Raw genomic sequence first — 25,954 nt, 5'->3', positions numbered from 1 at the left:
GTATTCCTATGAGCTTTGCCGGCCGAGCTCGGCCAGCCTTTGCGTATCCAGGTCGATTTCGCAGGCCAGGCGGGCGCGCGCGGCGCCGTTGCCGCTGGCGTAGCCGGCTTCCACCCAGTCGCACTGCTGGCGGCGATAGGACTCGTAGGCCTGCTGGGCGCGTCGGAGCGCGCGCGCCGCGTGGTAGCGGTTGTCGGTGGTGGCGTCCAGCTGGCGCATCGCGGCCATCGCCTTGTCTTCCTGGGCGGCCAGCTGCCGGTGCGCGTCGTCGTGGCGCTGTTTCAGGCAGGCAGCGACGGCCGGCGTGTCGGCCTGCTTCTGCGTGCAATCGTCGAGCGCGCCTGCCCAGGCCGGCGCGGCCAGCAGCGCGGCCAGCAACATCGCCGGCGGCCGCATCAGGCGAATTCCTTCAGGAAGTTGTCCAGCATGCGGTGGCCGTGCTCGGTCAGGATGGATTCCGGGTGGAATTGCACGCCTTCTATCGGCAGCGTCTTGTGGCGCACGCCCATGATTTCGCCGTCGTCGGTCCAGGCGGTGACCTCCAGGCAGTCCGGCAGCGTCTCGCGCTCGATCACCAGCGAGTGGTAGCGGGTGCAGGTGACCGGGTTCGGCAGGCCGCGAAACATGCCGACGTCGTTGTGGCTGACCGGCGACACCTTGCCGTGCATCAGCTGCTTGGCGTGCACGACCTTGCCGCCGAAAGCCTGGCCTATGCCCTGGTGGCCCAGGCAGACGCCCATGATGGGCAGCTTGCCGGCGAAGTGCAGGATGGCGGGCACCGACACGCCGGCCTCGTTCGGCGTGCACGGGCCAGGGGAGACCACCAGGTATTTCGGCTGCAGCTCTTCTATCTGCTGCAGCGTGATTTCGTCGTTGCGGAACACCTTCACCTGCTGGCCCAGTTCGCCGAAGTACTGGACCAGGTTGTAGGTGAAGGAGTCGTAGTTGTCGATCATCAATAGCATATTGAGCGCAAGTCCTTGTATTTGCTGGGCAGTATTGGCATTCGTGCTATTTCATACCCGGTTTTATACCCGGTTTTTATTTTGCTGCCAGCTGCGCCTGTAGTCATCCGACTTACTATACCCGATCACATCCGGTACCGGGAGTTCCCCCGAAACCGGCATGCAGCTTTCTTTGTCGTGGATGGGGTTCCGTCATGCTTGCCGGCTGTCGGCTACGGTCTTCGGGACGGTTTGTTCCCCGCATGGTCCGGGGCTTGTCGTTGGCATGAGGCGAGTGCCGAAAAGACGGGGTAGCCATGGCGGACTCAGGTGTCTATGGACCATCCAGGCAACGGATATCCTTCCGTTTGCTCTATGAGCTCTTCTTGTTCCGGCAAGCTTCTGAAGGAGACGGGATGCCCTCTGGCCACACGGAAGAACTCATGGTCTTCGAAAATATTGACACCGGAAAGCCTTGCGTTGTCAGGGTATTGATGCGCGGCTTGCGCAAAGCGCACGCGTGCCGTGCCGATATCGACCGGACGCTCCCATATCTCCCGGGATATCTGCCTCAATGCCGTGACGGTATGGCCTTGCACGGTCACCTCTCCGCGGAAGCCGGTTGCCGTCAGGGATGTCGCTCTTGTGAATGCCCGCGCTAGATTGACCGAGTCGCAGGTGAGGAACCTGACGACGCCATAATCCGTCACGTCAATGCCGGAAGCGATCAACTGGTCAAGCAGCTGGTCGACGGTCAATGCCCTTCCGTTGATGAAGATGCGGTCCGGGCGTCGCCCGTGTGCCCAGATATTCAGCCTCCGATAGACTGTTTCCGAGGCATCTGCAAACCGGTCTTCAAATACCACCGACATGATCGCATCGGGGAGGGCGCCTCTGCGCGTCGTGCGACCGAGGGCGGCTATGAACAGGAACTCGTCATCCAGACTCATCGTCATCGTGTCGCCGGCCCTCCTTGCCTGGGCCAGCAGCCGGTATCCCGAGGAAGCCAGCCCGGCGCCCAGCGATAGGATGCCCGCCGAGAGCGATACCCAGCCCAGCACCGCCGACGCCTTCGGATCGCTCCGTTCGGTGATTCCGCTGGCTATCGCCGCCGCGTCAGCCACCACGGCGGCCCCGCCTATCGCCAGCGATGCGGCCGAAGCGCTTTCCAGCGCGGCGATGATTCCGCCGGAGGCGACAATGGAAATTCCCTTGGTGATGGCCGCCAAACCCAGGCCGGCGACGCCCAGGCCCATCATGGTCCAGGCCTGCCAGCTCAGGTGGCCGGACGGATCGGCGCGATCGACTGGATCGCCGGCGCAGTAGGCATACGGGTTGACGCCGCCGGCGCCGAACGGACTCAGGCTGTCCGGACAGTGAAAGCGCATCAGCGCCGGGCTGTAAGCCCGGTAGCCGTTGCCGAGGTGGCTTGCGCCGCTGACCGGGTCGCGACGCTCCCCGTTCCATCCGAGCACGCTGTCGTCCATCTCTTCTCCTGAACCGTGATTGTCCACCCCGGGATGCGGTCCGGGGCTCAGTGGAAAGAAATCGTGCGCGCTATCGTTTCCGTTTTCCCCGGCGTGCCGTTCCTGTCGTCGACGATATGGGTGTGGCCGTAAAAAAGCGGCGACATGATTGTCTGTGACCCTCTTTTCCAGTCGAGCGCCTTCGTCATCGTCTATTTCCGCGGCCGAGTGCATGTTCAAAATCAGGTGGGGTAGTACTGCAATCGAATGAAATGAAACGAAGCATGATCCCATGAGTCGGCCAGGCTGAAATCCGGGCGGCGTGTCGTTCGCAGGCCGACGGGCCTCCCCGGATCGCTGCATTTTCGCTGAACGGTGTGTATTGCCGGTCCGAATCGAAATCGGCCAATTGCGGGCGCCGCAGCTTCATCTTTATCCACCATGCTATTGATCTTGCTGGTCGCGCCCCGTCCCCCTCTGCGGCGGCAAGGCTCAATACCAGGGAAAACATGCACATTTTCGTATGGGATCGACTGGACGGGGTATGTCGCAAGAATTTTAAATTTGTAATTGTGGATATCATCATAAATGGAACTATTTTCAAGATAAGCGCATTGAGAATGACGCGCCGCCCGATAAAACTATTCCGATCGGGCGCCCCCGTTCCCTTTGTCGTTTAAAAGTCGGAGCGTTCCGACAATGAGGCATCCGGCTTGGGCCGCGGTCTTGCCGTCGTCCCCCGGTTTGACAGCGCCGGCCTTATGCGCCATATCGCATTAGCAATCGCATGTATTTTTGCGGCCGCGGCGGGGATTCATTTTTCAAGTCCGCCGCCGGGCTGCCGGGGGCGGAAAATGCGTTCGGACGTGGCGGCGGACGGGGCGGGACACCGTTTGAGCGGGAGCGGCGATGGAGCATAGGTTTACCGTGCTGGTGGCGGAGGACGCCGAACCGACGCGGCTGTTGATGGGCCTGGTGATCGAGGAGATGGGCCATGCCGTCGTATATGCCGAGAACGGTTTGCAGGCGGTGGAGCGGTGCCGCCTGCAGCTGCCCGACCTGATCCTGATGGACATGATGATGCCGGTGATGGACGGCCACGAGGCCACGCGGCAGATACGCCAGCTCTGCGGCAGCCGCTGGCTGCCCATCATCTTCCTCAGCGCCAGCGGCGACGAGGAGGCCTATATCCGCAGTCTGGACATCGGCGCCGACGATTATCTGCACAAGCCCATCAATCTGACCGTGCTGGCGGCCAAGATCCGCGTGATGCAGCGCATCAGCGAAATGCAGAACCGGATCTCCGCCGACTCGCAGAAACTGCTCAGCTATTTCAACAGCAACGAGCGGGAGCAGCTGTTCGCCAAGCATGTAATGGACAGCATCGTCGGCAGCGAGGAGCAGGACCTGTCGGAGGTATCCAGCTGGCAGCTGTCGGCCGAGCAGTTCAGCGGCGACGTGCTGGCGCGGGCGTTGTCGCCGACCGGCCAGCTGTGCCTGATGCTGGCCGACAGCACCGGCCACGGCCTGTCGGCGGCGCTGGCCTGCCTGCCGGCGGTGGACATCTTCTACGCGATGGCGCGACGCGGCTTCCCGCTGTCGGCGATGGCGCGCGAGATCAACGCCAAGCTCAATCGGCTGCTGCCGGTCGGTCGTTTCGTCGCGGCGGCGCTGATCACCATCGATTGGGAGATCGGCTGCATCGAGGTCTGGAACGGGGGCATTCCCTGCGTGATGTTCGTGTCGGAGCGGGGCGGACTGTTGAAGGAATGGCGGTCGCGGTATCCGCCGCTCGGCATTCTCGATGCCGGTGAATTCCGCGGGGACGGCGAATCGTATTTCTGGAATGTCAACGGCCGGCTGGTCGTATGCTCCGACGGCCTGACCGAGGCGGAAAACGTCGCCGGAGAGCAGTTCGGCAATTCGGGCATTCTGCAGGCGGTGGCCGGCGGCGGGCGGCCATCGCCGCTGGATGCGATACGATTGGCGGTGATGGCGCATTTGGCGGGCGCCGCCAACCGCGACGACATCTCGCTTGGCGTGGTGAGCCTGGAGGCCGGGGACAAGGCGGCGCGGGAGCAGGCGGCCGATCATCCGGGCCGGGAGGATGGAGGCCAGCTGTGCAACTGGCTGGTGCGGCTGGAATTCAATGCGGCCGAATTGCGGCGGGATCAGGCCATCCCCTTGCTGATAGGCTGGTTGAACCAGCTGGGTCTGCGCGGCCGGCAGTTCAAGCAAGTGCTGTTGGTGGTGTCCGAGCTGTTCAATAACGCCTTGGACCACGGCGTGCTTCGGCTCGACTCCTGCCTCAAGGAACAGCCGGACGGCTACGAGCGTTATTTCACGTTGCGACGCGAGAAACTCGCGGCGCTGGAGGAGGCCGGGATCGAATTGCAACTGGAGCGATGCCGCGAGGAGGCGGGGGATTGCATCCGCATCCGGCTGCGCGACAGCGGCGACGGTTTCGATCATCATTCCCTGATGGAGCGGCTCGGCCAGCGCGCCGGCGAGAGCCGGCATCGGCGAGGTGTGGGATTGGTGAGCGCGCTGTGCTCGCGGCTGGTGTATCGCGGCCACGGCAACGAGGTGGAAGCGGAATTCCTGTTGTTGTGAGTGGTCCCCGTCGGCGCCGCCGACGTCTTTCTGGAGACGTAGTCGTGCCCGATCATTTGTCGCCGCGTCCTTGTGTTCCTTCGCCGTCGTTGTGGACGGCGGCCGCGGCATTGGCCGCCGAGCCGGCCTTCGCCAGTGCCGGCGGCGTTCCGGGCGTGGCCTCCGGCTGGCCATGGGGATTCGCGCTGGCGGCCTTGTTGATCGTCTGGCTGGCGCGATGGCGCGGCTCGCGGCAATGCCGGCGCCTGAGCGCCATGCTGGGGCAGGCGGCCGTCGGTCTCGGCGCGCTGGACGGCAGGTGGCGGTTGATCGAGGCCAACGAGCGGCTGTGCCAATGGCTGGGGTATTCGCGCCGGGAACTGCTGGGGCGGCCGTTCGGCCTGCTGTGCGACGCCGGCGACTGGAAGGCCGCCGGCGAGGCGCTGGCGGGGCTGAGGCGCGGAGAGTCGGCCGAATGCCGCTTGGAGGCGCGGCTGCTGCCCAGGGGCGGCGAACCGCAATGGCGTCGCCTGCGTCTTGCCAGGCTGGATGACGGCGCATTTTCGCTGCTGGTCGAGGAGGCGGATGAGTTCCGGCGACAGCGGGAACGCGCGGCGGCGCTGGAGGAGAGGCTGGAACTGGCCGCGGCCGCCGTCGGCCTGGGCACGTGGGAATGGGAGATCGCCGGCCGCAAGCTGTCGTGGGATGGCCGGATGCGCGAATTGCACGGCGTCGGCGCGTCGGAGGCGGTGTCGCCGGAGCGCTGGCGGGCCTGCCTGCATCCGGACGAGATGGCGCGCTGGGCCTTGTTGTCCGGTGGGGATTTTCGGGCCGCGGTGGCGCCGGGCTGGGACTGCCGCGTCGTGGACGGCGCCGGCGGCGAGCGCCGCTTGCGCCTGATGGCGGAAATCAAGCCGGACGCGGGCGGGCGGCCGGCGCGGGTGGTCGGCCTGTGCTGGGACGTCGGCAGCCCGGAGCCGGGTTGGGACGGCGGCGGCGATATCGAGTCGGAACTGCCGCGAGTGCTGGACTCGATGCCTGCCATGGTCAGCTACTGGGACAAGGGGCTGCGCAATGTGTTCGCCAACCGCGCCTATCTGGACTGGATGGGGCTGAGCGAAGAAGATGTGCGGGGCAAGCATCTGAGACAGGTGACCGGGGAGGAGCGCTTCCGTCTGAATCAGCCCTATATCCAGGGGGCACTGCTGGGGCAGGCCAGTCTGGCCGAGCGCTGCATCATAGACTTGAACGGTCGCGAGCACCATCTGCTGGCCCAGTATGTGCCGCATGGCGATGGCGACCGGGTGGACGGCTTCTATCTGTTCGTCACCGACATCACGCCGTTGAAACAGGCGGAGCGGGAGCGGGAGGCCATGCAGGCGAGACTGCGCGGCATCATCGATTCCGCCGTGGAGTTCGCCATCGTCGCCACCGATCTGCGCGGCGTGATCACGGTGTTCAACGCCGGCGCCGAGCAGATGCTGGGCTACCGGGCGGACGAGCTGCTGGGACTGTCCACGCAGATGACGCTGCATATGCGGGAAGAGACGGACGCGTACGGCCAGGCCTTGTCCGAAGAGCTGGGCAGGCCGGTCGAGGACTTCGACATCTTCGTCGAGAAGACCCGTTCCGGCGGCAGTTTCTCCCGCGAGTGGACTTATCGCCGCAAGGACGGCAGCGGCGTGCCGGTCAGCCTGGTGTTCGCCGGCATCTGGCAGGACGGCTGGCTGTCCGGCTTTGTCGGCATCGCCCGCGACATCGGCGTCGAACGCGAGGCCAAGCGCATGCTGGAGCTGGCCAAGGAGCAGGCTGAGAGCAGCAGCCGCGCCAAGAGCGGCTTCGTCGCCAATATGAGTCACGAGATCCGCACGCCGATGAACGGGATGATGGGCATGCTGCAACTGTTGTCCAGCACTTCGCTCAATATCACCCAGCGCAAATATCTGGACATGATACAGGCATCCTGCCGCGCGTTGATGTCCGTTCTGAGCGATGTCCTGGATTTCTCCAAGATCGAGGCCGGACGGCTGGATGTCGGCAACGCCCGCTATGAATTGGACGAGGTGCTGGGCACGCTGGCGGCCATCATGTCGATGAACGCGGCGCGCAAGCCGCTGGAGCTGGTGCTGGACGTGAGTCCGGACGTGCCGGCGCTGTTGGACGGCGACGGCTTGCGTCTGCAGCAGGTGCTGGTGAATCTGGCCGGCAACGCGATCAAGTTCACCGAGCGCGGCGAGGTGGCGGTGGCGCTGGAGCGCGAGGATGACGCGGACGGAGCGCGATTGCGCTGCTCGGTGCGGGATACCGGCATCGGCATGAGCGAGGCGCAGCTGGAACGGGCTTTCACCGCCTTCGCCCAGGCGGACTCGTCGACGACGCGGCGTTTCGGCGGCGCCGGACTGGGTCTGGCGATCTCGCGCGACCTGGTGCGCTTGATGGGCGGCCGGCTGGAGGCGGAGAGCCGGCCGGGACAGGGCAGCCGCTTCTGGTTCAGCCTGCCGTTGCGGCCGGCGGAGCCGCAGGGCTTGCGGCCGGATTGCGGCGAGGTGCGCAAGTTGCTGGTGGTGGACGACAATGCCGACAGCCGCCGGGCCCTGTTGAACCATGCGCGACGGCTGGATTGCCAGGCGAGCGAGGCGGCCGGCGCCGCCGAAGCGCTGGCCTTGCTGGAGGCCGAGGGCGTGGAGGCGTGGGACGCCGTGCTGGTCGATTGGCGCATGCCGGAGCAGGACGGACTGGCCTTGTGCCAGGCCATACGGCGGCGCTGGCCCGGCAGCGAGCTGCGCCTGGTGGTGATGGTGGGCGCTGACGACAGGAACGGCCTGGAGCACGCGGTCGACATCGCGCTGGCCGATGGCGTGCTGGCCAAGCCGGCCACCACCGGCGCGCTGGCCGAGTCGTTGCGGCTGGCCGGTTTGCGGCGCGGGAGCCCGGCCGGGGCGGACGCGCTGGCGCCGCCGGACTTCGGGGGCGCCCGCATCCTGCTGGCCGAGGACAACGAGATCAACCGGGAGGTCGCCTGCGGCATGCTGGAATTGGCCGGCTTGCGGGTGGATGTGGCGGAGAACGGCCGTCAGGCGGTGGACATGCTGCGCAAGAACGGCCGGGATTATGCGCTGGTGTTGATGGACAGGCAGATGCCGGAGATGGACGGCGACGCCGCCGCCGGGCTGATCCGTCGGGAGCTCGGCCTGACGCTGCCCATCATCGCGATGAGCGCGGCCGTGTCGCCGTCGGAGCAATTGCAATGCCGGGACGCCGGCATGAACGATTTCGTCGCCAAGCCGATGCAGGCCGGGCAATTGTTCGCGGTGCTGGCCAGGCACTTGGGCGTAGCGGAGCCGGCGCCGCCGGCGGGACCGCCGCCGATCTTCTCGGCCGAACTGATGCGCCTGGCCGGCGGCAGCGATGCCGCGCGCGGACGGGTTCGCGCCTTGATGCAGCTGCTGATCGACACCGGCGGGCGGCAGCTGGGCCAGATACGGGAGGCCTTGGAGGCGGGCGAGCTGGTCGACGGCGCGCGCCGTTTGCATACGATGCGCGGCAGCGTCGGCTCCTTCGGCGCGCAGGCCCTGGTCGAGAGGCTGCGGGAACTGGAGGATGCGGCCAGGCATGGCCGGAGCCGGGAATTGGCGGCCCAGCTCGATGGCGCGGAACGGGAGTTGCAGCGGGTGCTGGACGCCGCGCGCGCCTGGCTGGACGCGAATGCGGACTAGCGCGTCGCCGGCTTTGTCGGCAAGACCGGAAGCCTTTGCCGATGGTGTTCTAGCGTGGTTTTTGCAGAAGATGGGGCTAAGGAAGAAAAGCCCAGATGGTGCGAAAGGAGAGACTCGAACAAGGCTGTTAATACTGGCTATTGACGGTGTTTGGGACATCTTTGGGACGGCGATTTTTCATACACATGTGCCGACCGCTCACCAGTCGCAGGCCAATGCGAGCGTCTATCGCTATTGTGGCATATTTTCACCACTCGTCAGATGCCGCTTGCCGGCGGCGCGCCCCTGGCTGTATTTTGAATTTGTACAAATTCAAATGGCGGACCAATCATGAAACCCTACACCCTCGACATCCTGGCCGACGAGTTGGGCATCGTCCTTCGTGCGATCAAGCGCGGCCAGCCAACGCTACAGGAAGCTCAGCAGCTGACCGAGCAGTTCCGCGATGCCTTCATCGTCTCCGATCTATTCCCCAACGACACCGGCTTTGCGCAAGACGTCGCGGCCAAGTTGGCCGTGATCCAGGAGCTCGACCGCGCTTTTGATCGAGCACACGCCCAGGGCATGCCTCTGGACGCGCGACTGGGTGATATTCCGTTTCTGGATCCGGAGCTGCAACGATCACTTGAGAATGTGTCGGGGAGTCTCGACGGAATCTTAACCCGGTGATGACCAACAATCGGTCGCGTTGATCGGCGACGCTGTTACCTGCCCGAAACAAGGCCACGTCACTCACATTATCTGCAACACTGGCTCACCGGCTTTTCTGCTCTGGGTCTGCGTGTGTCTGCCACGTGATCGAGCGCGGATTGGCAATCGTGTTGTCGCGTTGAGAAAAGCGTCCGTGCTGAGGCGCGATGTTTGGATCGTCTTCCCACGTGGCCTGCTGCGTGAACGTGCTGGTTTTCCGGTTGAATTTCAGATAATGGTGGGCCGTTTTTCCACCCCAGTCCGATGACGGCAGCGAAATATAGTGGACCGCGTATTCGTCGTCTGTCAGGTGGCCGCGCACGACATAGACGCCGTAATGCTCTTCGCCTGGCGAAATGATCTTGTAGACGCCGTTATCGTAGTAATACAAAGTCGCGTCGGGATAAGGCTTTTTCTCGTACATCTTTTCATAGAACACTTTCTGCTCGATGGTTGGTTTGCCGAATTGCACGGTGATAGACGGGGGCGGAGAAGGGGTGTTTTCCGCTGCGCCAGCCGGCAACATAGCCAGAATCGTGGGAAATAACAGCATTTTCTTCATTATGATGAGGGCTCCAGGTGAAAGAATCTCGCCGATATGGAGTGCATCACTTGATGCACTGGGCCATCTCGGTTTTGTAAAAATGATGGGCATTGCCGCCCGTGCAGGCCTGTTCGTAGCTGACGTCCTTCCAGGCCTCGTCCTCGAATTTGATCTTGAACTCGTCTCCCTCGTCCCACTTCCCATCCTGATTCTTGTCGCGCCCGATCAGGAGGCATTTGGTTTCCCCGTCAGTTGGGGGAGCATCGCAGGTATATGTCATGATGAAGGCCCACTTGCCGTCGCAAATTGCAGCGGCGTGGACAGCGGAAATCCCCATCACCATGGCAATGCAGATGACGGGTTTGGCAAAGATCTTCATGGCTCTCTTCCATCAGGTAAAAGCCAAAAATATTCCTCGCATATAATCAGTGGAATTCAAGTCAACTGGTTTGAGAGAAGTCCGACGCCAGGCCAGGCCATCCTCGGGTCGGAACCGGCGGCAACTGCGGGCAGATCGACGCGCTGGGCGGCGGGTTGCTGCTGGCGCAGCCGGAGAGCAGCAGCATGGCGAGCAAGGGCCGCCTGAAGTTCCAATTTCCCATCTTCCAATTCCTTCTCGTAGGCCGCGGCGGTGGCCGCGTCATCTGCTGTCGCCTGGCGCTCGCGTACCCGGGCGGCCTGGGTGGCTGCTGCCTGCTGCTGGGCCTGGCTGGCTCGCGCCACCGCGGTGTCGCGCTGGGCAACCACCGCCCGCATCTCCCAGCCCAGCGTGATCAGCGCCGCGGCCGTCAGCGCGATCAGCACTTCTCGCCAGTACTTCAGCAGGGCCAGCATTACGCGCGCTCCAGGAACAACGCCTGTTCGGCCTGCCGGCGTTTGAGCAGGCCCGGCAGCGCCTGGCCGCCAGCTTTGTCCCAGCGCGGGAACTGGCCGGCGGCGCCGGCGTAATCGCCCTGGTTCAGCAGCCGCAGCAATGTCGACTGCTGCAGACTGCCCAATCCCAGGTTGTAACTGAAGCTGACCAGTGCATCGAACTGGTTCTGGTTGACGGCCACGGTCACCAGCCGGCCGACGCCGGCCTCGAACCGGGCCAGGTCGGCCGCCAGCAGCTGGACGGCCTGGGCTTGGGTGATCGCCAGGCCGGGGCGTACGTCGGCACCGGTGTGGCCGTAGCCGATGGTCCAGACGCCGACGACGTCCTGGTAGGCGGCGAGGCGCAGGCCCTCGAATTGCTGGATCAGGGCAATGCCCTTGGGGCTGGTTTTCATGGGGTGGTTCCTTTCTGGTCGGTCGGGGGGACTGCTGCGGGCTTCCAGCGCAGCGCACCGGTGATGACGGCCAGCAGGCCGCTGCAGCCAGTGGCGTAGACCACCATGTCGAACGGTTTGCCAGTTACGAAGCTGGCAACTTCCAGCGCCAGGCCGACCAGCACCATCAGCACGGCAATCGTGCAAACGGTGTCGTAGTCGACCCCGTACTCGTCGGTCGTGCAGTCTTTGGCGATCTTGCAGAGTGCTCGCGCCGGGGCGAGCAGGGCATTCAGCGGCGTGGTCATGCGTGGTCCTTATGCAGCCTTGAGGTCGTAGGGAAACGCCGGCGGCGCGGGCACCTCGTCGGGGGTGAAAACGAAGCCGGGCACGCGCGGGAACGCCTGGAAAATCCACTCGGGCAGACTCATCTCGTGGATACCGTGGTCCCGGTGGCGGTGGAATTTGCTGTGCAGGACCAGCATGTTGGCCATGCTGTCGACGAACAGCTCGGGCCTGTCCGGATCGAAGGCGCGCCAGTCGAATCCCTTGGCCTCGGCCAGCTTGCACAGCGCCCACAGCAGCGAGTGCTCGGCTGGGAAGAACTGGCCAGCGATCGGCAAGTCGGTCTGCAGGTCCAGCACCGGCAGCAGGGTGATCTCGCCCAGCGCCACGCCGCGCACGACGCGCCAGTCGACGGCGCCGCTGAATGCCCACTCGCAAAAAAGGTGGTGGTACTCGGTGCCCTCGGTGTGGCCGCTGATGGCGCAAGGCAGCCGGGCGGCGTGGCCGGCGGCTTTGGTGTGGCGGAACGTGGCCGACTCGGTGCGCGGCGGGTGATCGGGGTAAAACACGTCCTCGGCCAGGGTGTCGTGGTGGGCGTGCTCGCGCGCCGGCGCGGCGGCGCCGACGGCGGTCAGGTGTTTCGGGTCAGTCATATTGTCTCCAGAAACGAAAACACCCGCCGGGTGGCGGGTGTCAGTGGGTGAGGGTGGCGCAGGGCGGTCAGCCCTTTTTCAGTCCGTAGTACGCGAGTCCGACAATGCCCAGCAGCAGCGCCTTCCAGGCCAGACTCAGCACGCCATCGCCGACATTCAGGCGCAGCCGCTGGAACATGCGGTCGATGACCGCGTCGACGTCGGCATCGGTCAGCGTGCGTTCCTGCTGCAGCACTTCTTTTTCATCCGGCATGTGCCCTCCCTTGGGCAAAAAAATGCCCGCTCTCGGCGGGTTGTTGTTGTCGTTCAGGTGCAGCAGGTGGCGGTGGATCAGCTCCAGGTGATGGCGGCCAGATCCGCAGCTGTCGCCGCGGCGGCGATTTTCGGCAGCAGCGCGCGCAGGGTTGCGGCCTGACTGTCCACGGCTGCCAGCCGCTGGCCGGCTGCCGTCTTCGCGATATCGGTCGGCGCAGTGCCCGCCATCAGCGCCACCAGCGCCTCGCGCGTCGCGCGGTGTTGCTCAGCTTCAAGCGCGGCGATCGCGTCCGTGAGCGCTGCGGTGCGCAGCGCGCGCAGGGTGACTATCGGCGTAGTGTCGGCCGGTGCGGCCGGTGGCGAGAACGCCCCATTGCTATATGCCCACCCGACTCCAACAGCTGCGCCAGCAGCGGCGACAAGCTGATAGCCGGCCGGCGCCGCAAAGTTGCTGTCCGCGACGATCACGTTGTCGACGATCCCGGTTTTCGTGTTGACCAGTGCCCAGTTCGACGTTTCCATATTGCTACCTCACGTATTCCGTTATCACAACAACACCGGCCGTTCCGCTGCCGCCAGTACCCACGCAGTTCATCCCGCTCGCCGCCGCGCCACCGCCGCCGGCGCCGAATCCGCTGGCGCTCCCGCCGTTGGCCGCCGTCGTGACGGCTATCACGGCCGGCGCGCCCCCGGCGCCGTAGGGTGTTCCGGCCCCCGCACCAGCCGTGCCGATGCTGTAGTTCGCCCACCATCCCATTCCGCCGACCGTGCCGGGAGTGGCGGGCACGCTGCCCGATGCCGCGCCGCCCCCGCCGCCGCCGTTGGCGCCCTGAGGCTGGGCAATGCTGGCCACCCCGCCGCCACCACCACCGGCGGTCAGCAGCGAACCGAATGACGTAGAGCCACCCGCAGCGCCAGCATTCGCACCGGCGCCACCGGCACCCGCGCCGCCGATCGTGATCGTCTGGCTGGCCCCGACCTGGGCGGCCGTGAGAATCCCGCGCACGTAGCCGCCGGCACCGCCGCCACCACCGACGCTAGCGGACGATTGGCCGCCCAGGCCACCACCACCACCACCGCCGGCACCGAGCACCTCGACGTCGCAGTACACCATTCCCGGGCTCGGCGTGTACGCGCCGCTGGAGCTGATCACCCGGCGCACGACTGTCAACGGTCGCGCGATCGAGGCCTCCTGGGAATACGGGGTCAGCGCCTGGCTCAACTTGATTCTGCGAATCGCCGCGCTGCCGCTGATCGCGTTGAAGTAGTAGAAGCGGACAGCCATCGCCACCGCCGCCGCCGGCGCCGTCGCGCTGTTGTTGAACCAGGTCCACGGCTGGCCGTTTGCTGCGACGAGTTTGGCATTGTTCTGGCTGATGACGTTATTGGTAGAGTCGTAGAAAACGATGTCGCAGCAGAACTGCCCGGCAGTGACGCCGACGGCGGCCATCTCTGCCTGCAGCCAGACCACCTGGCCCGGCCGGACAGCGATCTGAGCCGACCACTGGACGTTATTGCTCGGTGTCGTGGTAATGGGCATTTGCCAGAACGAGCCCTCCAGGTAACCCGTGTTGCTAATCGGCGTCGCGCAGACTGTCGGCCAGCCGCTGGTCCCCAACTCGGCACTGCCGTTGGCCAGCAGGTTGGCACCACTCGCGCCGCCGGTGTTGAGGCCATAGCGCGCGTCGAGTGGTGCGACTGCGGCATTGATTGCGGCAGTGATCGCTGCCTGTGTCCAGGCGGTATTGGCGATGAGTCCTGAGCTGTCGCCGGGCGCCGGCGACTTGGTGTAGCCGCTGAGCAGCACGATGTAGTTTCGGCTGTCACTGCCGATCAGAGCGCCGTAGCCGGGCGCAATGCTGAATGTGGCGCCATTCGCAGGCACTCCAGGCCCGAAGAAGGCGCCGGTCGCCGTCGACAGCGTCAATTGGTTGGCGCTGGAGCCGTTCCAGAAGTAGGTGAACACTGGAGTGCTCTGGGTGGGATCCGGCAGGGTAATCGTGCCATCAACGGTGCCGTTGAATTCGACGATGCCATGGGCCGGGAGGCTGATCGCGCCACTCTTCTGCACGAACTGAACATTGACGCCAACAGGGGCGAACCCCCGCAGCACCTGGGCGAGTTGATTGTTTGCGCCCTTCGTTGGCACCAAGCCGCCAGCCTGGATGGCGTTCAGCAATTCCATCATGATGGCGTTCATGAAGTCGGCTCGAAGCATCGTCGCGGGCGTACCCGTCGCCGGGTTTCCATCGGTGAAGTAACCGGCCTTGCCGGCACCGCCGGGTACCGGCATCTGCGAGACGGCAGACGGATCATCGTATTGGTACATGAAAACCTCAGGTGTAATGGAACTGAAGGATGGCGTGCGCCGGCGCAAGTCGGCGAAGCAGCTCCTGGAGCGCAGCATTTCCCCAGCTGTTAAGCGGCTCTCCCATGGCAGACTGCCCCATTCGGAACGAGATCACTGTGTTCAGCGGGGCGTGTACCGCCCAGGTGTGCGCCCACTCTGGGCCGCCAAGCGCGCTTCCCATTCCAGATTGCCCCATCCGGAACGGAGCAAAATTTGTGATGCTGATGGTGTAACCGAGGTTGGCAGCCACCTGCACAAAATACGCGGCAGATTGGCCGCCAACCGCGGTCAACTGCGCGACGACCTGACCGCGCCGACCCTGCAACGTCGTTGCCGGCCCCAACACCGGGTCAGGCAAACCCAGCGTGGCCTCCCACTCGGGCAGTAGCTCATATGCAGTTGGCGGAAATGCGTCCACCAGCAAGTTGTTGGCCCGGGCATGCGTGCGGCTATAAACCTGCGCCAGCGCCAGCGCTACCTGGGACTGGACGGCGTCAGGCTCGCGCGGCCACACACGTCCGCGCGGCAGCAAGCGCTGCAACGCGCCCTGGTAGTCCAGGGCGGTGTAGTTGGGGAGCGGCATAGAACCTCACTGCCAGGTGATAGGGCCCAGCACCGGCAGATAGCCGGTGGGGCTGGTAATGTCGGCACCCGATGGGGAAACCACGATGAAGTCGCTCACGCCGGAGACCGTAGCGATGGCAGACCAGATCAGCTGCAAGGGAATACTGCCACCCGGCTGGCCATACTGGAAAAACACACCGGCAATGGCCAGGGAGACCGCAGCCTGGCTGGCCACCGGCACGCCCTTGATGGTGAATGGCACGGAATTGCTGATGGGGGCGACCACGTAGACCAGCGCCGTTACCGGCTGCAGGGGGGCGATGGCGTTGGCAACGATCAGTTGGTCCCCCGTCGCCACTACTCCGCGAGGCACGCCGCCCGGACCCAGATCGAACTGGGACACGCCATTACTACCGACAGGGAAGCCGCCATTGGCAGACTCGGCGCCATCCAGCATCACATACACCACCACCGTCCCTGGGCCGAATCCGCTGGGCGCGCACCAAGCACGGGAGACGCCGGGCACCGCTGTGGCCCAGGTGATGTAGTCGTTCTGCGCGCCACCCTGCGGCGTGGACTGAAATGCGGATAGCACTCGCGCGCGGTAGGGCTCGTCGCCTTCCAGATCGGCGCCGCCCGTCAGGGCCGTGGCGGCACTGCCAGCCGCTTGAATCCCTGGCACAGACTGGGCCAGCGAAAGGAGCGTGCCGGCCGGGGAGTTCCCCGCCGCGCCGACCAGTCCTGCCGGATCCGCGATAGCGGTAATCGGCACGGTGACCGTACCGGCCAAGCTGACCACGCCACCGCCGGTGACCGTATATTGCTGACCATCGCCGCGATTGACCAGGGTACCAGCCGGCAATGGCTGGCCGATTTGCCCTGGAAACGTGGCGCTGCCGCTGGCCGCCGTCGCCGGTTTGATGAACACGCCCTTGAGCGCGCCCCATCCCTGTAGGAACTCACCCGTGGCTGTGTATGGCGTAGCCTGCCGCGCGACGAAACTGATGTAGTCGTAATGGCCATAAGCCATCGCGGCCTGAGCAGCGGCCATGACGCCGAGGTTGCTGAATCGCAGCATACCGTCGCCGCCTGGCAAGTTGGCCGCGATATCCTGTGCCACCTGCTGGCGTAGCGCGGAGAGGGTTGGTGTTGCATAGGGCATCAGTTGACTCCGTTCCAGGCCCACTTGAATTGCACGGCACTGCGTGCGCCGGCCGTGCTGTATGACACAACCTGCGCACCCAGCGTGGAGGGCGCCACCCACTGCGTCGTGATGTCGAATTTGGCCACCACGCCATCATCGATCAGCCACTGCAGTGCCTCCGCGATGTAGTCGCGCGCGCGGTTGGCGGTTTCCCGAGTCTGCTTGGCGCGCACCAGCAGCCACAACCGACTACCGATAGGCCGCACCGGATCATCCAGGCACCAGCCGCGCGGGTCGCCGCTGCCGTCAAGGATGACGTCATCCGGGCCGGCCACGCGGTCAGTACCCAGGCTGAGCAGAATGGCAGATTGCAGGTCATTGCCGGACAACAGCGTTGAGCCCGCCTGCACCCAGTCGCCGTGCGTGCCGGCCACCCAAACGGTGGAGATGTCCATTCGCTATTCCTGTTGGTTGGGGTGCTGCGTGGTAACGGTGGCATTGCCGCTCTGGATGCCGTGCACCGCGTGGTCATGGCCGTTGTAGATGGCGCGCATTTGCGCCATGGAGTGGGCATTGCTGCCGGCATTGTCGATGATGTCGCCGCCGGCCTTGATCAAGCCGGTCACGTCCAACTCCGGCGTATTGAGCTTCACGCTGGCGCTGGCGTTGATCGTTACCGTGGGCGTGTTGTTGACCGTGAGCGGCAAGCCCGCGCCATTGATGATGATGCCGGCGGCGGTGAGATACACCGACTGGCCGCGGTTATCGAAAATCGCTACTTCGCCGGGCGCCAGCCCGGTCATCCGGCTGCCCTGGTGGTTGGTGGCGATCACCACGCCGTTATTGCGGTCGCCCAACGGGAACAGCACGACGGCGTCGGCGCCCACCGGCGGATGACTGGTGAACCCGTACTCCGCAAGGCGGCGCAGCCGGTCGCGGGTTTCATCTCGGCCCAGCTGGACCTGCAGTACCTGCACCGGGCCGCCATCGCTAGCCGGCGCCGTAATCCGGCCCCGGCCCAGCAGCATCCAGACCCGGCGTGCCAGTCGCTCTATTTGTTGAATCATCCGTTGCCTCCCTTGGCGGCGCCGGCGACAACGTCGCGCATGGTCGGAAACAGGTTGACGGGTTGCACGGCGAACGCTTCTGGGGGCATCAGCGTCAGGTCCGCATGCGTGCCGGTTTCGTCGCGCCGGTAGGCCACTTCAGAAATCAGCCAGTTGACGCGCGGTACATGTACCGTCGGCGCCACCAGTGTCACCAGCGTGTTGGGCCGCCACAGGTTGCCAGCCTCATCTCGCCAGCTATCCACCGTTACCGTGGCCTGCATGCTGCGGCCGGCGCGCCGCACCGCCTCCCAGTTGGCGCGCGCCTTGGTGATCTGGAAATCAGACGTATCTCCGGTCTCGGCGATGATGCTGCGCACGCGCAGTCGCGGCACGCCAGGATCGTTCACCACCGCCACTACGTCTGGGCCGACGCCCATGTCGCTCATAATGTCCATCGGCAGACTGCGGCCAATGTACTGGCTGAAGCGCTGTGCCATGGACCAGCGCATGGTGATGGACTCGATGTTGACCCCCTCCGCCACCACCGGGTAGCGAACGCCGGCAGAAGCCCGCATCGCCTGCGACAGCCTCAATGATCCATCCGGGTTTTCGTAGACCAGCATCTGGCTGTTACGCGCTACCGGCTCCAGGATGTTGTAAGGGGTCTCCCCCCATGGCAACTGCCATACCGGCACCACCTCGCCAGCGCCAACATCCGACACCACATCAATGCCATATGGCGTGGCCAGCTGGATGGCCATGGCCAGCGGAGTGATGTTGGTCATCTGGCAGCCGTTGAAAAAGTGGCTGCAGTCGACCAGGTCCTGGCATTTGCCGCGGCCGCTCACGGTGATCGCATGCGTGGTTGCGGTGAGAGTGGAGGAGAAGTCATCCACGTAGCCAGTCACCACAATATCGCTGCCCAGCAGCACCTGCACCGGGTCGCCGGGATGAAGCAGTATGTCGCCGAACTGGCCAGGGAAAAGCTCTGTCATGCCGATCTGGAAGCCGGATGGGAATCGTTCGATGCCACGCACGATATTGATCGTGGTCCACCCCGATATGCGCTGGCTGTTGGTGAGAAGGGTAAGGTCATCCATAATGTCAGCTCAATGTCATGAGGGGTGGGCAATGATTGGTTTTTTGCTTGTGATGGTGATGTCGGATGGCTGGCAAGGCGGCGTGGTGCCGCAGGCCATCTACAAAACAGAGACGGAGTGCCAGCAGGCCGGCCCGCGGTGGGTCATCCGAAACAACAACATCGGGCACCCATCCACGTTCTACTGCCAACGGAAAGTCGTGCCGAAAAACCAGCAATGGAGCGAGGCGGGCATCACCCCGCAAATGCGAGAGAAGTGGGCCAAACAGCAAGCCGAGAAGTACAAGAACATCCAGTACCAGATGCCGGTGAACCCCTATTCGGACTCGACCGAACCAGCCGCCTCACAAGCGCCGGCTACTGAGACAGCGCCTTGAACTGCGTCGGCATGAATAGCGGGTGGATGGCGCCGGCCTGCTGCGCCAACTCGCCAGCACGCGACGGATCGCGATAGAGCCGCTGCGCCAGCACCATGGACGGCATCGGTTGCGGAATGGAAACTGGCATCATGCGCGCCAGCGACCCGCCTCGGGCTGTCAGGTCCGCCACCGCCGCGGTGCGCAGGTCGCGCAGCGCCTGATAGCTCGCCATATTCCCAGCATCCGCTGCCGCAACTGCCTCCCTTTCGACCAACTGCGACACCCGGCTGCGCAATGACGCGGCGTCGTCATAGCTGGCAGGCTGGTACGACGACACCGAGCGGCACACGCCGATCACCGCTGCGCGCCGCATCATCATTACCGTCAGCTGCTGCGCCGTGGTCATGGCTACGCCCATGGGCGAGGTGTCCACGCCGTGAGGCATGGGCAGCTGGCTGAGCGCCGTCAACGCGTTGATGGCGTCCATAGGGCTGGCGCAGGCCGCAACCAGCGCCGCCACCGATTGCGTCACCGCCGCTGGCAGTGGCTGAATGGCTGCCGCTTGGGCGCCTAGCTGACCTGCAGCCGTCGGCACCGCCGCCGCCAATGCCGTCACCGCCTGGCGCTGAACGGCGCTGGCGGCGACGGCGCGGCGCGTGGGCGACGGCGTAGGAGTGCTGGGCGCAGCCACGCCGCGCGGGTCGCCATAGCGATTGGCAAAACTGTCCAACGCCTGCAACTGGCCAGCGATACCGGCCACCGAGTTGTAAATCCCCTTGGCGGCATTGATCACCAGGTTGATGCGACCGGCCCATTGGGCGGCCGTGTTGACGACGGATTGCACCACCGCCGCGCCGTGCTTCACCTGGCCGATCAGGTCGGCGACAAAATCCGCCTCAACGGAAAGTCCTGCTTCGTCTGCCAGATTGGACAACCAGCTGGCAGTGTCTTGCTGCTCGTCCGGGAACTCGCGGTCGCCGGACTCCACAAACTGCATGGACAGCTCGACATAGCGCCCCTGGTCCCAGCGCTCGGACACGCGCATCGGCCCCAGGCTGACGTAGAGCGTGCCCAGCGTCGGGTGCACCAGTTCGCCGCGCCCCTCTTGCTCCGCCGCGGCGATCATCTGCTGCATCTGGCTGATGACGACGTCGCCAACCAGGAAGCCGATCATATTGATGCGGCGTCCACGCCGGCCCATATCCTCCACCCACAGCACATCCCGGTTCGGGTACTCGTGTTCAGCCAGTCGCCGGCCGAACTCACCATCTGATGCCAGCACCGCAAATGGAATGCCGCGGTAGCTCGCCGGCCGCAACTGGTCCCAGAAGGTAGGGCCACCCAGCCCCAGCGTATTGGTCAGCTGGCCGGCAGCGGAAGCCACGCCATCCAGCGCGCCCGCGGCGCGGGTGGCCGTGTTCAATACGTCCTGAAAGCTCATGGCGAGATTATCTCCGGCATTGAGTAGTTGTACTTTGATGCGCTGCTCATGGCCGCCGGGCCTCCTGTGGCAGTAGCGCGCGCCCCGGCAGGCAAGCCACTCACTGCTATCTGGATCTTCGCATCCGCCAGTTTGGCCACCGCATCTTGCAGGGAGCGCAGTTGGTCAATCAGCATTTTCTGAGCCGGATCCGTCACCGCCGCCGCCGGCGATGTGACAGCCGGGTTACCCGCAGTCAACGCCACCGCAGCCCCCACCACCGACCTAGCTGCGCCCTTGGGGCTGACCCCAGCCGCAGCTGACGCATCGAGCATCTGACGGGCATATGGGTTGTAGCCGTTCTCGCGCACAATCATCGCGTCCATCAGCGACCGGATCACCTCCGGCCGCCCCATGTCTAGCGACTGGTTGGCACCCACCCCCATGCGTTTGGCCACAGCCGCCGCATACGCGGCGGTGTTGTTCTCCGAGCTGGGTGCCCATTTGCGTATGATGGACTGAACCGATGTCAGGCCTGAGTTGCCATACCGCACGAGCTGCTTGGCCATGGCATTCAGCCCCGCTTCCGGCGTCTCGAAAACGGCGAACCGCCCGCCGGCGCCAGCCTCTTTCACCGCGCCGGCTTGGCCCACGAACTGCAGATTGCCCGGGTTGTTGTTCCGGACGCCGCGGGGCAGCGCCTTGGCAGACTGCGCCTTTTGCGGCAACTCCGACTGAGCCGCCTGGGCCAGCCGCTGGCCAGGCGCCGGCGCGGCCTGCGCCGCATCGGTCCAGCCGGCCGGCTTGGCCTGCGGATTTTCCTTGATATAGCGGCTCATGTACTGCAGAGCGTTCTCGTCGCCGAACTCGTACCAGGGCTGGTAAGCCGACTTGGCCCTGTTCTTCAGGTCCGCGAACGCCTTGCCGTTCATGTCCAGGCCATGCCAGCGGCTCGATGCGGTTCCGTTTCGCTGCTGCTGCGCGCGAACGAACTCGTTTTCACCGCGGTTCAGTTCCGGCGACTCCAGCAGCAGGCCCAGCCCCAGCGACAGGCGGCTGGCCAACTCGCCAAAAAATGGCAACGTGACGCGGCTGATCTGCTTGACGCCGGCGCTGGCGGCGGCCGCTGCCTCGGATGCCGCCTGCCCGGCGACCTTCGCCGCGCCGCCTGCCAATTCCTGGCTGACCTGCTTGACCACGGACTCAATCATCCGATTGCCGATCGAGGACAACCCCTTCCGCAGCAGCCACGAACCGCCCAAGCCGACAGCCGCGCCGCCGGCCAGCGTCGCGCCGGGATGCTCGGATAGCATCTTGGCGGCGCCTTCCATCAGCTTGCTGTAGATCGGGCCGACGAAGTCCCCCAGCCAGTTGCTGGCGCGCTGGTGGCCCAGTCCGGCTTCACGCTCATGCCGCTTGGCCTGGTCGGCCTCTTTCAACTGCGCCGGGGTTTGCACGGCGCCCATGGCCTTGGTTTTGGCCATGTCGTCTTCCAGCTTCTTGCGGCCATCCATCAGCATGGGCATCAAGCCCTGAACGCCAAACTGGCCGGCGATCATGGACTTGGTCTGCGCCGACATCTTCGGGCTGGCCATCACCTGCGCCAGGTCCTTCAGCGCTGCAGACGTGTCCACTGCGCCGTCCTTGGTGCGGTGGATGCTGATGCCCAGCCGGTTGAGCATGGCCAGCGCCGCCATGTTGCGGCCGTTCGCGGCATCGTTGAGGGTGCTGCCCAGCGCGCTGATGCCGCCATCGAGTTGTTCCGCCTCGACGCCCGCCAGCTTCGCGGCGCCCCGCAGCTTCTGCAACTCGTCGGTGCCTACGCCCGTCATCTGCGCCGTGCGCAGCACGGAATTGCCATAGCTGGCCCAACTGGTGGCGGAAGCGGTGATGCCGGCGATGATGGCGCCGCCAGCAATGGCGGACACCGGGGCGGACAGGTTGCTGGCGGTACTGCCCAGCGCGCTGCCGATGCCCTGGATTTTCTTGGCCAGCCCGTCGAAACGCTGGGTGACGCGCTGCTCCAATTGCGACTTGGAAAGGTCGTCGACTTTCTTGCCCAGCGCCAGCCGGGTGGCGAACTTGCCCAGCCGCGCCTCCAGCTTCTGGACGATTGGGCCGGCCTGGTCTTGCGCCGTGATCCGGATCCGGAATTGATTGTCAGCTGCCGCCATTGCACATCCTCAGCATTTGCCGGTGCCATCGCGCCAGCCGTGCCCAGGTCAGGCTGCCGGCGTCATGAGGCCCCCAGCTGTAAAACTTGGTCACGTCTGCCACGATGTCCTGCCAGTCGGCCGGCAGCTGGCCGGCTGGCTGGGTCAGAAAAAATTGGCCAGGTATGCCTCAGCGGCCTTGAAGTCGCGGGCGCCCAGGCGGCCGATCGCCGCAACTGGCACGTCGCTGACCAGGGAAATCAGGAATTTCGTGGCGAAGATCGGCGTCTTCTTCTCCAGCTGCTCGTGGAATTTTTCCAACTCGTCCACCAGCGGCTCCCGCAATTCAAGAACGTGGTACTTCTCATCGCCCAACGCAATTGGCTTGCGCAGCGCCAGGGTAAGCTCATCGGCGACTTCCGTTTTTTGGGTTTCGCTCATCATGCCTCCTCCACGCTCATGCCCTCCCAGCGGACGTCGATCTCGGCCTCGACCGAGTCAACTTCCGGGGATTCCACCGTCCACATGTTGCGGCCGACCACGGTTTTGCCATTGGCCAGTTGCAGCGTGACGGTAACGTTGGTCATCGTGTTCAGCTCGGCCACGGTCAGGTTGCCGCTGTCGCGCAGCTTGGCCTTGATGAACCCGGGGATCGGCGTCTCCGAATAGCCGTGCACGCCGTCGCGGCCGGCCTTGGTCTCGCGCTTCACTTTGGCCGGGCTGTAACCGAAATCGCCCGCCACCATGTACGAGGTGCCATTGACGCTCAGCTGGCAGGTGCCGGCGAGCAGGTAAGTGTTGTCTACTGCCATGTTGGCTCCCAGAAATGCAAAACGCCGCCCGAAGGCGGCGTTTCTGTGGGTGATGGCTTACATCAGCCGGAATTGGTTGAGCAGCGCGAAAATGCGGAGCTGATTGACCAGCGTCGGCGCGAACAGCACATTGACGCGGCCGGGGTTATTGGCATCCAGTTCGACGATCAGCGCCGCTTTGAATGCGGCGCTTTTCTGCACGATGCCGGCATGCTCCAGCTCGCCATACGCCGCCACCAACTCTCCGCGGATTGTCGAGGGGGTGACGATGTTGGAGCCTGGAGCGAACTTGGTGCCGTCGGCGGCCAGCTTCACGCGCGCGAACTTGCTGGTGACCCGGGTGCGCAGGAACCGCATCACATAGGCCAGGGTGAACATCGTCTCCACCTCCAGGTAGCTGTTGTCAGCGTTGCCGAACGCGTTTTTCTGGTAGGTGGTGATCAGGTTCTCGATCGCCACCGTGCCATCCTGCGCCACGGTGAACGTGCTGATGCCGTCGTACAGCAGGGTGTTGCGATCGGTCAGCTGGAAACGGCTCTGCACCGGAGGCGCTAGCACGCCGATCAGCGGCACGGTCTGCAGCGGCTGGGCCGGGTCGGCGCGCACGCTGACGGCCGTGGCGCCGGCAGTCGCCGCAGCCCACAGCCAAGCCGGCGTCGGGCTGTCGTAGAACCCCATCACCGTTTCGTGCTGGTTGTTGCGCGTGACGCCGAAGGTGGTCAGGGCACCAAGCGTGCCGCGCAGCGCGGTGAACACGTGGCCATATAACTGCTTGGCGTAGCTCCAGCGGCCGGTCTGGTCGTTCATGAACTGCTGCAGCGCGTTGAGGCTGGTGGTGTCGTTGAACGGGCAGACGATGAAGTCGAACGGCTGATCTCCCAGGTTCGCCAGCGCCGCCGCCAGGCTGGGCGCCGTAGCGCCGCCGGACATGGCCGCAATCTGCACGCCCAGGCCAGCCGGCATAGTTTCCCCGCCAGTCGGACCCAGATAGTTCAGCTTCAGGTCGATGTCGTTGCCGCAGGGCCCTTTGTTGACCGCCGTCAGCGTCACCGTCTGGCTGTTCGCCGCATTGGTAGCGATCACCGGGCAGCCGGAATCGGCAGCCAGAACACCGGCGATGAACGCGGCGATCTGCGCCGGCTGCTGCGTCGGCAGCACTGGGATGGCATAGCGGATGCCAGCCACGTATAGATAGAACGTCCCTGCCGCCGTCGGCGCGCTGGATATGGTGATGCTGCCGGCGGCCGCGGTGGCGGCCGGGTCATCAGCCAACGGCAGATACCACACCTCGCCGAACTGGTCGTTTTTGCGATACCACGCGGTCAGCAGCGCCAGCATGGAGTTGGGGCCGCCCACGGTCTGAGCATCCGCGACGCCCTGGCTGATGACGGGAACATTCGGCACCGTTCCCATTACGATGGCGGCAGAGGTGGCCTGGCCGATGATCAGCGCGCGCTGGCTGGCCTGCGCGGTGTTGGCGCGGCTGTTGTCCATCTCGGCGTAGAACAGCCCGACACGCAGCGCCTGCGGAATGGTTTTGAAGGGGATGGTCATTTATCACCGCCTTTCTTGGCCGTGTCGGTGGCATCCACGACCACCACCTGCGCCACCTGCTCAACATCGCCATCGCGCAGCCGGCGCAGCCAGTACTCGGTGTCGGGCACCTCGCGGCCAGCGGCGGGCAATAGGTCGAGCAGGTCGGGGTCGCGGATAGCGAACCCGGCCTTGGGTTTGACGTACATGGATCACTCCTGAGGGATGGGGATATCGAACTCGACCGGCTGGGCAGTTGCCGTGCCGACGGTAACCGACACCGCACCGTGGACATCGATGAGCTGCTGGTTGATGGGAGGCTCGAAAACCTCGGGGTATTCGAAGTCAAAGCGCAGCCAGGCCTCGCCCAGGTGCTCACGCTGCTGGCCAGTCACTTCGATCTCGGTCTCCACCGCCAGCACCTGCTGCACCATGCGCAGCACGGTGTAGTCGGTGAGTACGGCGCTTTCGATCTGATCGCAGATGGTGTCCAGCAGCGACTCGACCTGACCAGCGCTGGAGCCGGACACCCTGGCATTGATTGCCACCGTAGCCGTGGTCAAGAACTGGGGAGCGCCCAGCGGGCCGCGGCCCTGTTTGCGCTCCAGCGGGGTCTGCACCAGGATCAGCGGCATGCCGGGCGGCGTTACGGGGAGGTCGCGCGGTGCATAGACTTTCTGGCCGGCCAACGTGTTGGCCGCCTGCAGCGCCGCCACCACCGCGTTTCGGAGTTGGGTGCGGTACAGCATGTCAGCCTCCGGACACGTAGTTGAGCATCAACTTGATGGCGCCGTGGCCGTCAGGGTGAACATCCGCCACCGAGTAGACGATGCCCGTCCGCTGGATGGCGACGACATCGCCCGCCAGCGGCGGAAACGGCAGCGCGGCCGCACGAATGCCCAGCACCGGCTGGGCGGTGGAGGTGTAAGTCGACCCGCCCAACCCATCGACCGGGTGGTATGCCTCATCGAACACGCCGGAAATGGCGATCGACTGACCGGTGGTCGTGGTGTACGTCACCGGCTCGCCGAACACCTCCTGCAGCGGCGCGAGAACTGCTTCGTCCCAGTTGATCACGG

30 protein-coding genes are annotated in these 25,954 nt (G+C 64.9%); 4 read left to right on the top strand and 26 right to left on the bottom strand.

Going from position 1 to position 25,954, the window contains the following annotated elements; all coding sequences use genetic code 11:
* Positions 1-6: 6 nt before the first annotated feature.
* From WNM05_RS14055 to WNM05_RS14040, 4 genes are all read right to left on the bottom strand, one after another.
* A complete protein-coding gene (locus WNM05_RS14055) occupies positions 7-396 on the bottom strand; it encodes a lysozyme inhibitor LprI family protein (protein ID WP_434627713.1) in 390 nt (129 codons plus the stop codon).
* Entirely contained in the window at positions 396-965 is a 570-nt protein-coding gene (locus WNM05_RS14050) for an aminodeoxychorismate/anthranilate synthase component II (protein WP_434627710.1), read from the bottom strand. Before WNM05_RS14050 ends, WNM05_RS14055 begins: the two co-directional genes overlap by 1 nt.
* Positions 966-1,270: 305 nt before the next feature.
* Positions 1,271-2,431: an RHS repeat-associated core domain-containing protein gene (locus WNM05_RS14045; RefSeq protein WP_434627707.1), complete on the bottom strand. Its 1,161-nt coding sequence runs from the start codon at positions 2,429-2,431 to the stop codon at positions 1,271-1,273.
* Between the two features lie 47 nt (positions 2,432-2,478).
* Positions 2,479-2,619: a hypothetical protein gene (locus WNM05_RS14040; protein ID WP_434627705.1), complete on the bottom strand. Its 141-nt coding sequence runs from the start codon at positions 2,617-2,619 to the stop codon at positions 2,479-2,481.
* A 700-nt stretch (positions 2,620-3,319) separates the two neighbouring features.
* Between WNM05_RS14040 and WNM05_RS14035 the strand changes: the two genes are divergently transcribed.
* The 3 genes from WNM05_RS14035 to WNM05_RS14025 all read left to right on the top strand — a co-directional run bounded on the left by WNM05_RS14035 (position 3,320) and on the right by WNM05_RS14025 (position 9,387).
* Entirely contained in the window at positions 3,320-5,023 is a 1,704-nt protein-coding gene (locus tag WNM05_RS14035; RefSeq protein ID WP_434627703.1) for a SpoIIE family protein phosphatase, read from the top strand.
* A 44-nt stretch (positions 5,024-5,067) separates the two neighbouring features.
* Positions 5,068-8,718 (top strand): response regulator, encoded by a 3,651-nt coding sequence (locus WNM05_RS14030; RefSeq protein WP_434627700.1) that lies wholly within the window; start codon positions 5,068-5,070, stop codon positions 8,716-8,718.
* Between the two features lie 330 nt (positions 8,719-9,048).
* The gene (locus tag WNM05_RS14025) at positions 9,049-9,387 is read left to right on the top strand and encodes a hypothetical protein (RefSeq protein WP_434627698.1); all 339 of its coding nucleotides are present in this window, start codon (positions 9,049-9,051) and stop codon (positions 9,385-9,387) included.
* 85 nt (positions 9,388-9,472) lie between these two features.
* Here the strand turns inward: WNM05_RS14025 and WNM05_RS14020 are convergent, their stop codons facing one another.
* The 14 genes from WNM05_RS14020 to WNM05_RS13955 form a co-directional block, all read right to left on the bottom strand.
* Positions 9,473-9,970 carry a hypothetical protein gene (locus WNM05_RS14020; RefSeq protein WP_434627695.1) on the bottom strand — a complete coding sequence of 166 codons (498 nt, stop codon included), beginning with the start codon at positions 9,968-9,970 and terminating at the stop codon, positions 9,473-9,475.
* A 46-nt stretch (positions 9,971-10,016) separates the two neighbouring features.
* Positions 10,017-10,331, bottom strand: coding sequence for a hypothetical protein (locus tag WNM05_RS14015; RefSeq protein WP_434627693.1), 315 nt, complete (start codon positions 10,329-10,331; stop codon positions 10,017-10,019).
* Positions 10,332-10,387: 56 nt separating this feature from the next.
* Positions 10,388-10,786 carry a hypothetical protein gene (locus WNM05_RS14010; protein ID WP_434627691.1) on the bottom strand — a complete coding sequence of 133 codons (399 nt, stop codon included), beginning with the start codon at positions 10,784-10,786 and terminating at the stop codon, positions 10,388-10,390.
* The gene (locus WNM05_RS14005; protein WP_434627689.1) at positions 10,786-11,220 is read right to left on the bottom strand and encodes a lysozyme; all 435 of its coding nucleotides are present in this window, start codon (positions 11,218-11,220) and stop codon (positions 10,786-10,788) included. Before WNM05_RS14005 ends, WNM05_RS14010 begins: the two co-directional genes overlap by 1 nt.
* A complete protein-coding gene (locus tag WNM05_RS14000) occupies positions 11,217-11,507 on the bottom strand; it encodes a hypothetical protein (RefSeq protein WP_434627686.1) in 291 nt (96 codons plus the stop codon). The genes WNM05_RS14005 and WNM05_RS14000 overlap by 4 nt, the downstream gene beginning before the upstream one ends.
* Before the next feature lie 9 nt (positions 11,508-11,516).
* The gene (locus WNM05_RS13995; protein WP_434627684.1) at positions 11,517-12,137 is read right to left on the bottom strand and encodes a hypothetical protein; all 621 of its coding nucleotides are present in this window, start codon (positions 12,135-12,137) and stop codon (positions 11,517-11,519) included.
* A 67-nt stretch (positions 12,138-12,204) separates the two neighbouring features.
* Positions 12,205-12,390, bottom strand: coding sequence for a hypothetical protein (locus tag WNM05_RS13990; protein WP_434627681.1), 186 nt, complete (start codon positions 12,388-12,390; stop codon positions 12,205-12,207).
* Between the two features lie 77 nt (positions 12,391-12,467).
* On the bottom strand, positions 12,468-12,914 hold the full coding sequence (locus WNM05_RS13985; RefSeq protein ID WP_434627679.1) for a hypothetical protein: 447 nt from the start codon (positions 12,912-12,914) through the stop codon (positions 12,468-12,470).
* Between the two features lie 4 nt (positions 12,915-12,918).
* Positions 12,919-14,721: a hypothetical protein gene (locus WNM05_RS13980; RefSeq protein ID WP_434627677.1), complete on the bottom strand. Its 1,803-nt coding sequence runs from the start codon at positions 14,719-14,721 to the stop codon at positions 12,919-12,921.
* Between the two features lie 7 nt (positions 14,722-14,728).
* Positions 14,729-15,325, bottom strand: a complete 597-nt coding sequence (locus WNM05_RS13975; RefSeq protein ID WP_434627674.1) for a YmfQ family protein — start codon at positions 15,323-15,325, stop codon at positions 14,729-14,731.
* A 6-nt stretch (positions 15,326-15,331) separates the two neighbouring features.
* Positions 15,332-16,468 carry a baseplate J/gp47 family protein gene (locus WNM05_RS13970; protein ID WP_434627671.1) on the bottom strand — a complete coding sequence of 379 codons (1,137 nt, stop codon included), beginning with the start codon at positions 16,466-16,468 and terminating at the stop codon, positions 15,332-15,334.
* A complete protein-coding gene (locus WNM05_RS13965) occupies positions 16,468-16,905 on the bottom strand; it encodes a phage GP46 family protein (RefSeq protein WP_434627668.1) in 438 nt (145 codons plus the stop codon). Before WNM05_RS13965 ends, WNM05_RS13970 begins: the two co-directional genes overlap by 1 nt.
* A gap of 3 nt (positions 16,906-16,908) precedes the next feature.
* The gene (locus WNM05_RS13960; RefSeq protein ID WP_434627665.1) at positions 16,909-17,517 is read right to left on the bottom strand and encodes a phage baseplate assembly protein V; all 609 of its coding nucleotides are present in this window, start codon (positions 17,515-17,517) and stop codon (positions 16,909-16,911) included.
* Positions 17,514-18,599 (bottom strand): phage baseplate assembly protein, encoded by a 1,086-nt coding sequence (locus WNM05_RS13955; RefSeq protein ID WP_434627662.1) that lies wholly within the window; start codon positions 18,597-18,599, stop codon positions 17,514-17,516. Before WNM05_RS13955 ends, WNM05_RS13960 begins: the two co-directional genes overlap by 4 nt.
* A 31-nt stretch (positions 18,600-18,630) precedes the next feature.
* Here WNM05_RS13955 and WNM05_RS13950 point away from each other — a divergent pair, with 31 nt between their 5' ends.
* Positions 18,631-18,975, top strand: a complete 345-nt coding sequence (locus tag WNM05_RS13950; RefSeq protein WP_434627661.1) for a hypothetical protein — start codon at positions 18,631-18,633, stop codon at positions 18,973-18,975.
* Here WNM05_RS13950 and WNM05_RS13945 read toward each other — a convergent pair.
* The 8 genes from WNM05_RS13945 to WNM05_RS13910 all read right to left on the bottom strand — a co-directional run bounded on the left by WNM05_RS13945 (position 18,956) and on the right by WNM05_RS13910 (position 25,952).
* Positions 18,956-20,398, bottom strand: coding sequence for a DNA circularization protein (locus WNM05_RS13945; protein ID WP_434627658.1), 1,443 nt, complete (start codon positions 20,396-20,398; stop codon positions 18,956-18,958). The genes WNM05_RS13950 and WNM05_RS13945 overlap by 20 nt on opposite strands.
* Positions 20,395-22,551: a hypothetical protein gene (locus tag WNM05_RS13940; RefSeq protein WP_434627655.1), complete on the bottom strand. Its 2,157-nt coding sequence runs from the start codon at positions 22,549-22,551 to the stop codon at positions 20,395-20,397. Before WNM05_RS13940 ends, WNM05_RS13945 begins: the two co-directional genes overlap by 4 nt.
* Positions 22,552-22,695: 144 nt before the next feature.
* A complete protein-coding gene (locus tag WNM05_RS13935) occupies positions 22,696-22,974 on the bottom strand; it encodes a phage tail assembly protein (RefSeq protein ID WP_434627653.1) in 279 nt (92 codons plus the stop codon).
* Positions 22,971-23,342, bottom strand: a complete 372-nt coding sequence (locus tag WNM05_RS13930) for a phage tail tube protein (RefSeq protein WP_434627650.1) — start codon at positions 23,340-23,342, stop codon at positions 22,971-22,973. The genes WNM05_RS13935 and WNM05_RS13930 overlap by 4 nt, the downstream gene beginning before the upstream one ends.
* Before the next feature lie 57 nt (positions 23,343-23,399).
* Positions 23,400-24,896 (bottom strand): phage tail sheath subtilisin-like domain-containing protein, encoded by a 1,497-nt coding sequence (locus WNM05_RS13925; RefSeq protein ID WP_434627648.1) that lies wholly within the window; start codon positions 24,894-24,896, stop codon positions 23,400-23,402.
* Positions 24,893-25,084: a DUF2635 domain-containing protein gene (locus WNM05_RS13920; RefSeq protein ID WP_434627646.1), complete on the bottom strand. Its 192-nt coding sequence runs from the start codon at positions 25,082-25,084 to the stop codon at positions 24,893-24,895. Before WNM05_RS13920 ends, WNM05_RS13925 begins: the two co-directional genes overlap by 4 nt.
* 3 nt (positions 25,085-25,087) lie before the next feature.
* The gene (locus WNM05_RS13915; protein WP_434627643.1) at positions 25,088-25,624 is read right to left on the bottom strand and encodes a hypothetical protein; all 537 of its coding nucleotides are present in this window, start codon (positions 25,622-25,624) and stop codon (positions 25,088-25,090) included.
* Position 25,625: 1 nt separating this feature from the next.
* Positions 25,626-25,952, bottom strand: a complete 327-nt coding sequence (locus WNM05_RS13910) for a head-tail joining protein (protein ID WP_434627640.1) — start codon at positions 25,950-25,952, stop codon at positions 25,626-25,628.
* Positions 25,953-25,954: the final 2 nt, after the last annotated feature.

Origin of the sequence: Chromobacterium sp. CV08 (genome assembly GCF_051129845.1) — a bacterium.
In the GTDB taxonomy this organism is placed as follows: Bacteria; Pseudomonadota; Gammaproteobacteria; order Burkholderiales; family Chromobacteriaceae; genus Chromobacterium.
This window is presented reverse-complemented; position numbering and strand designations above follow the sequence as displayed.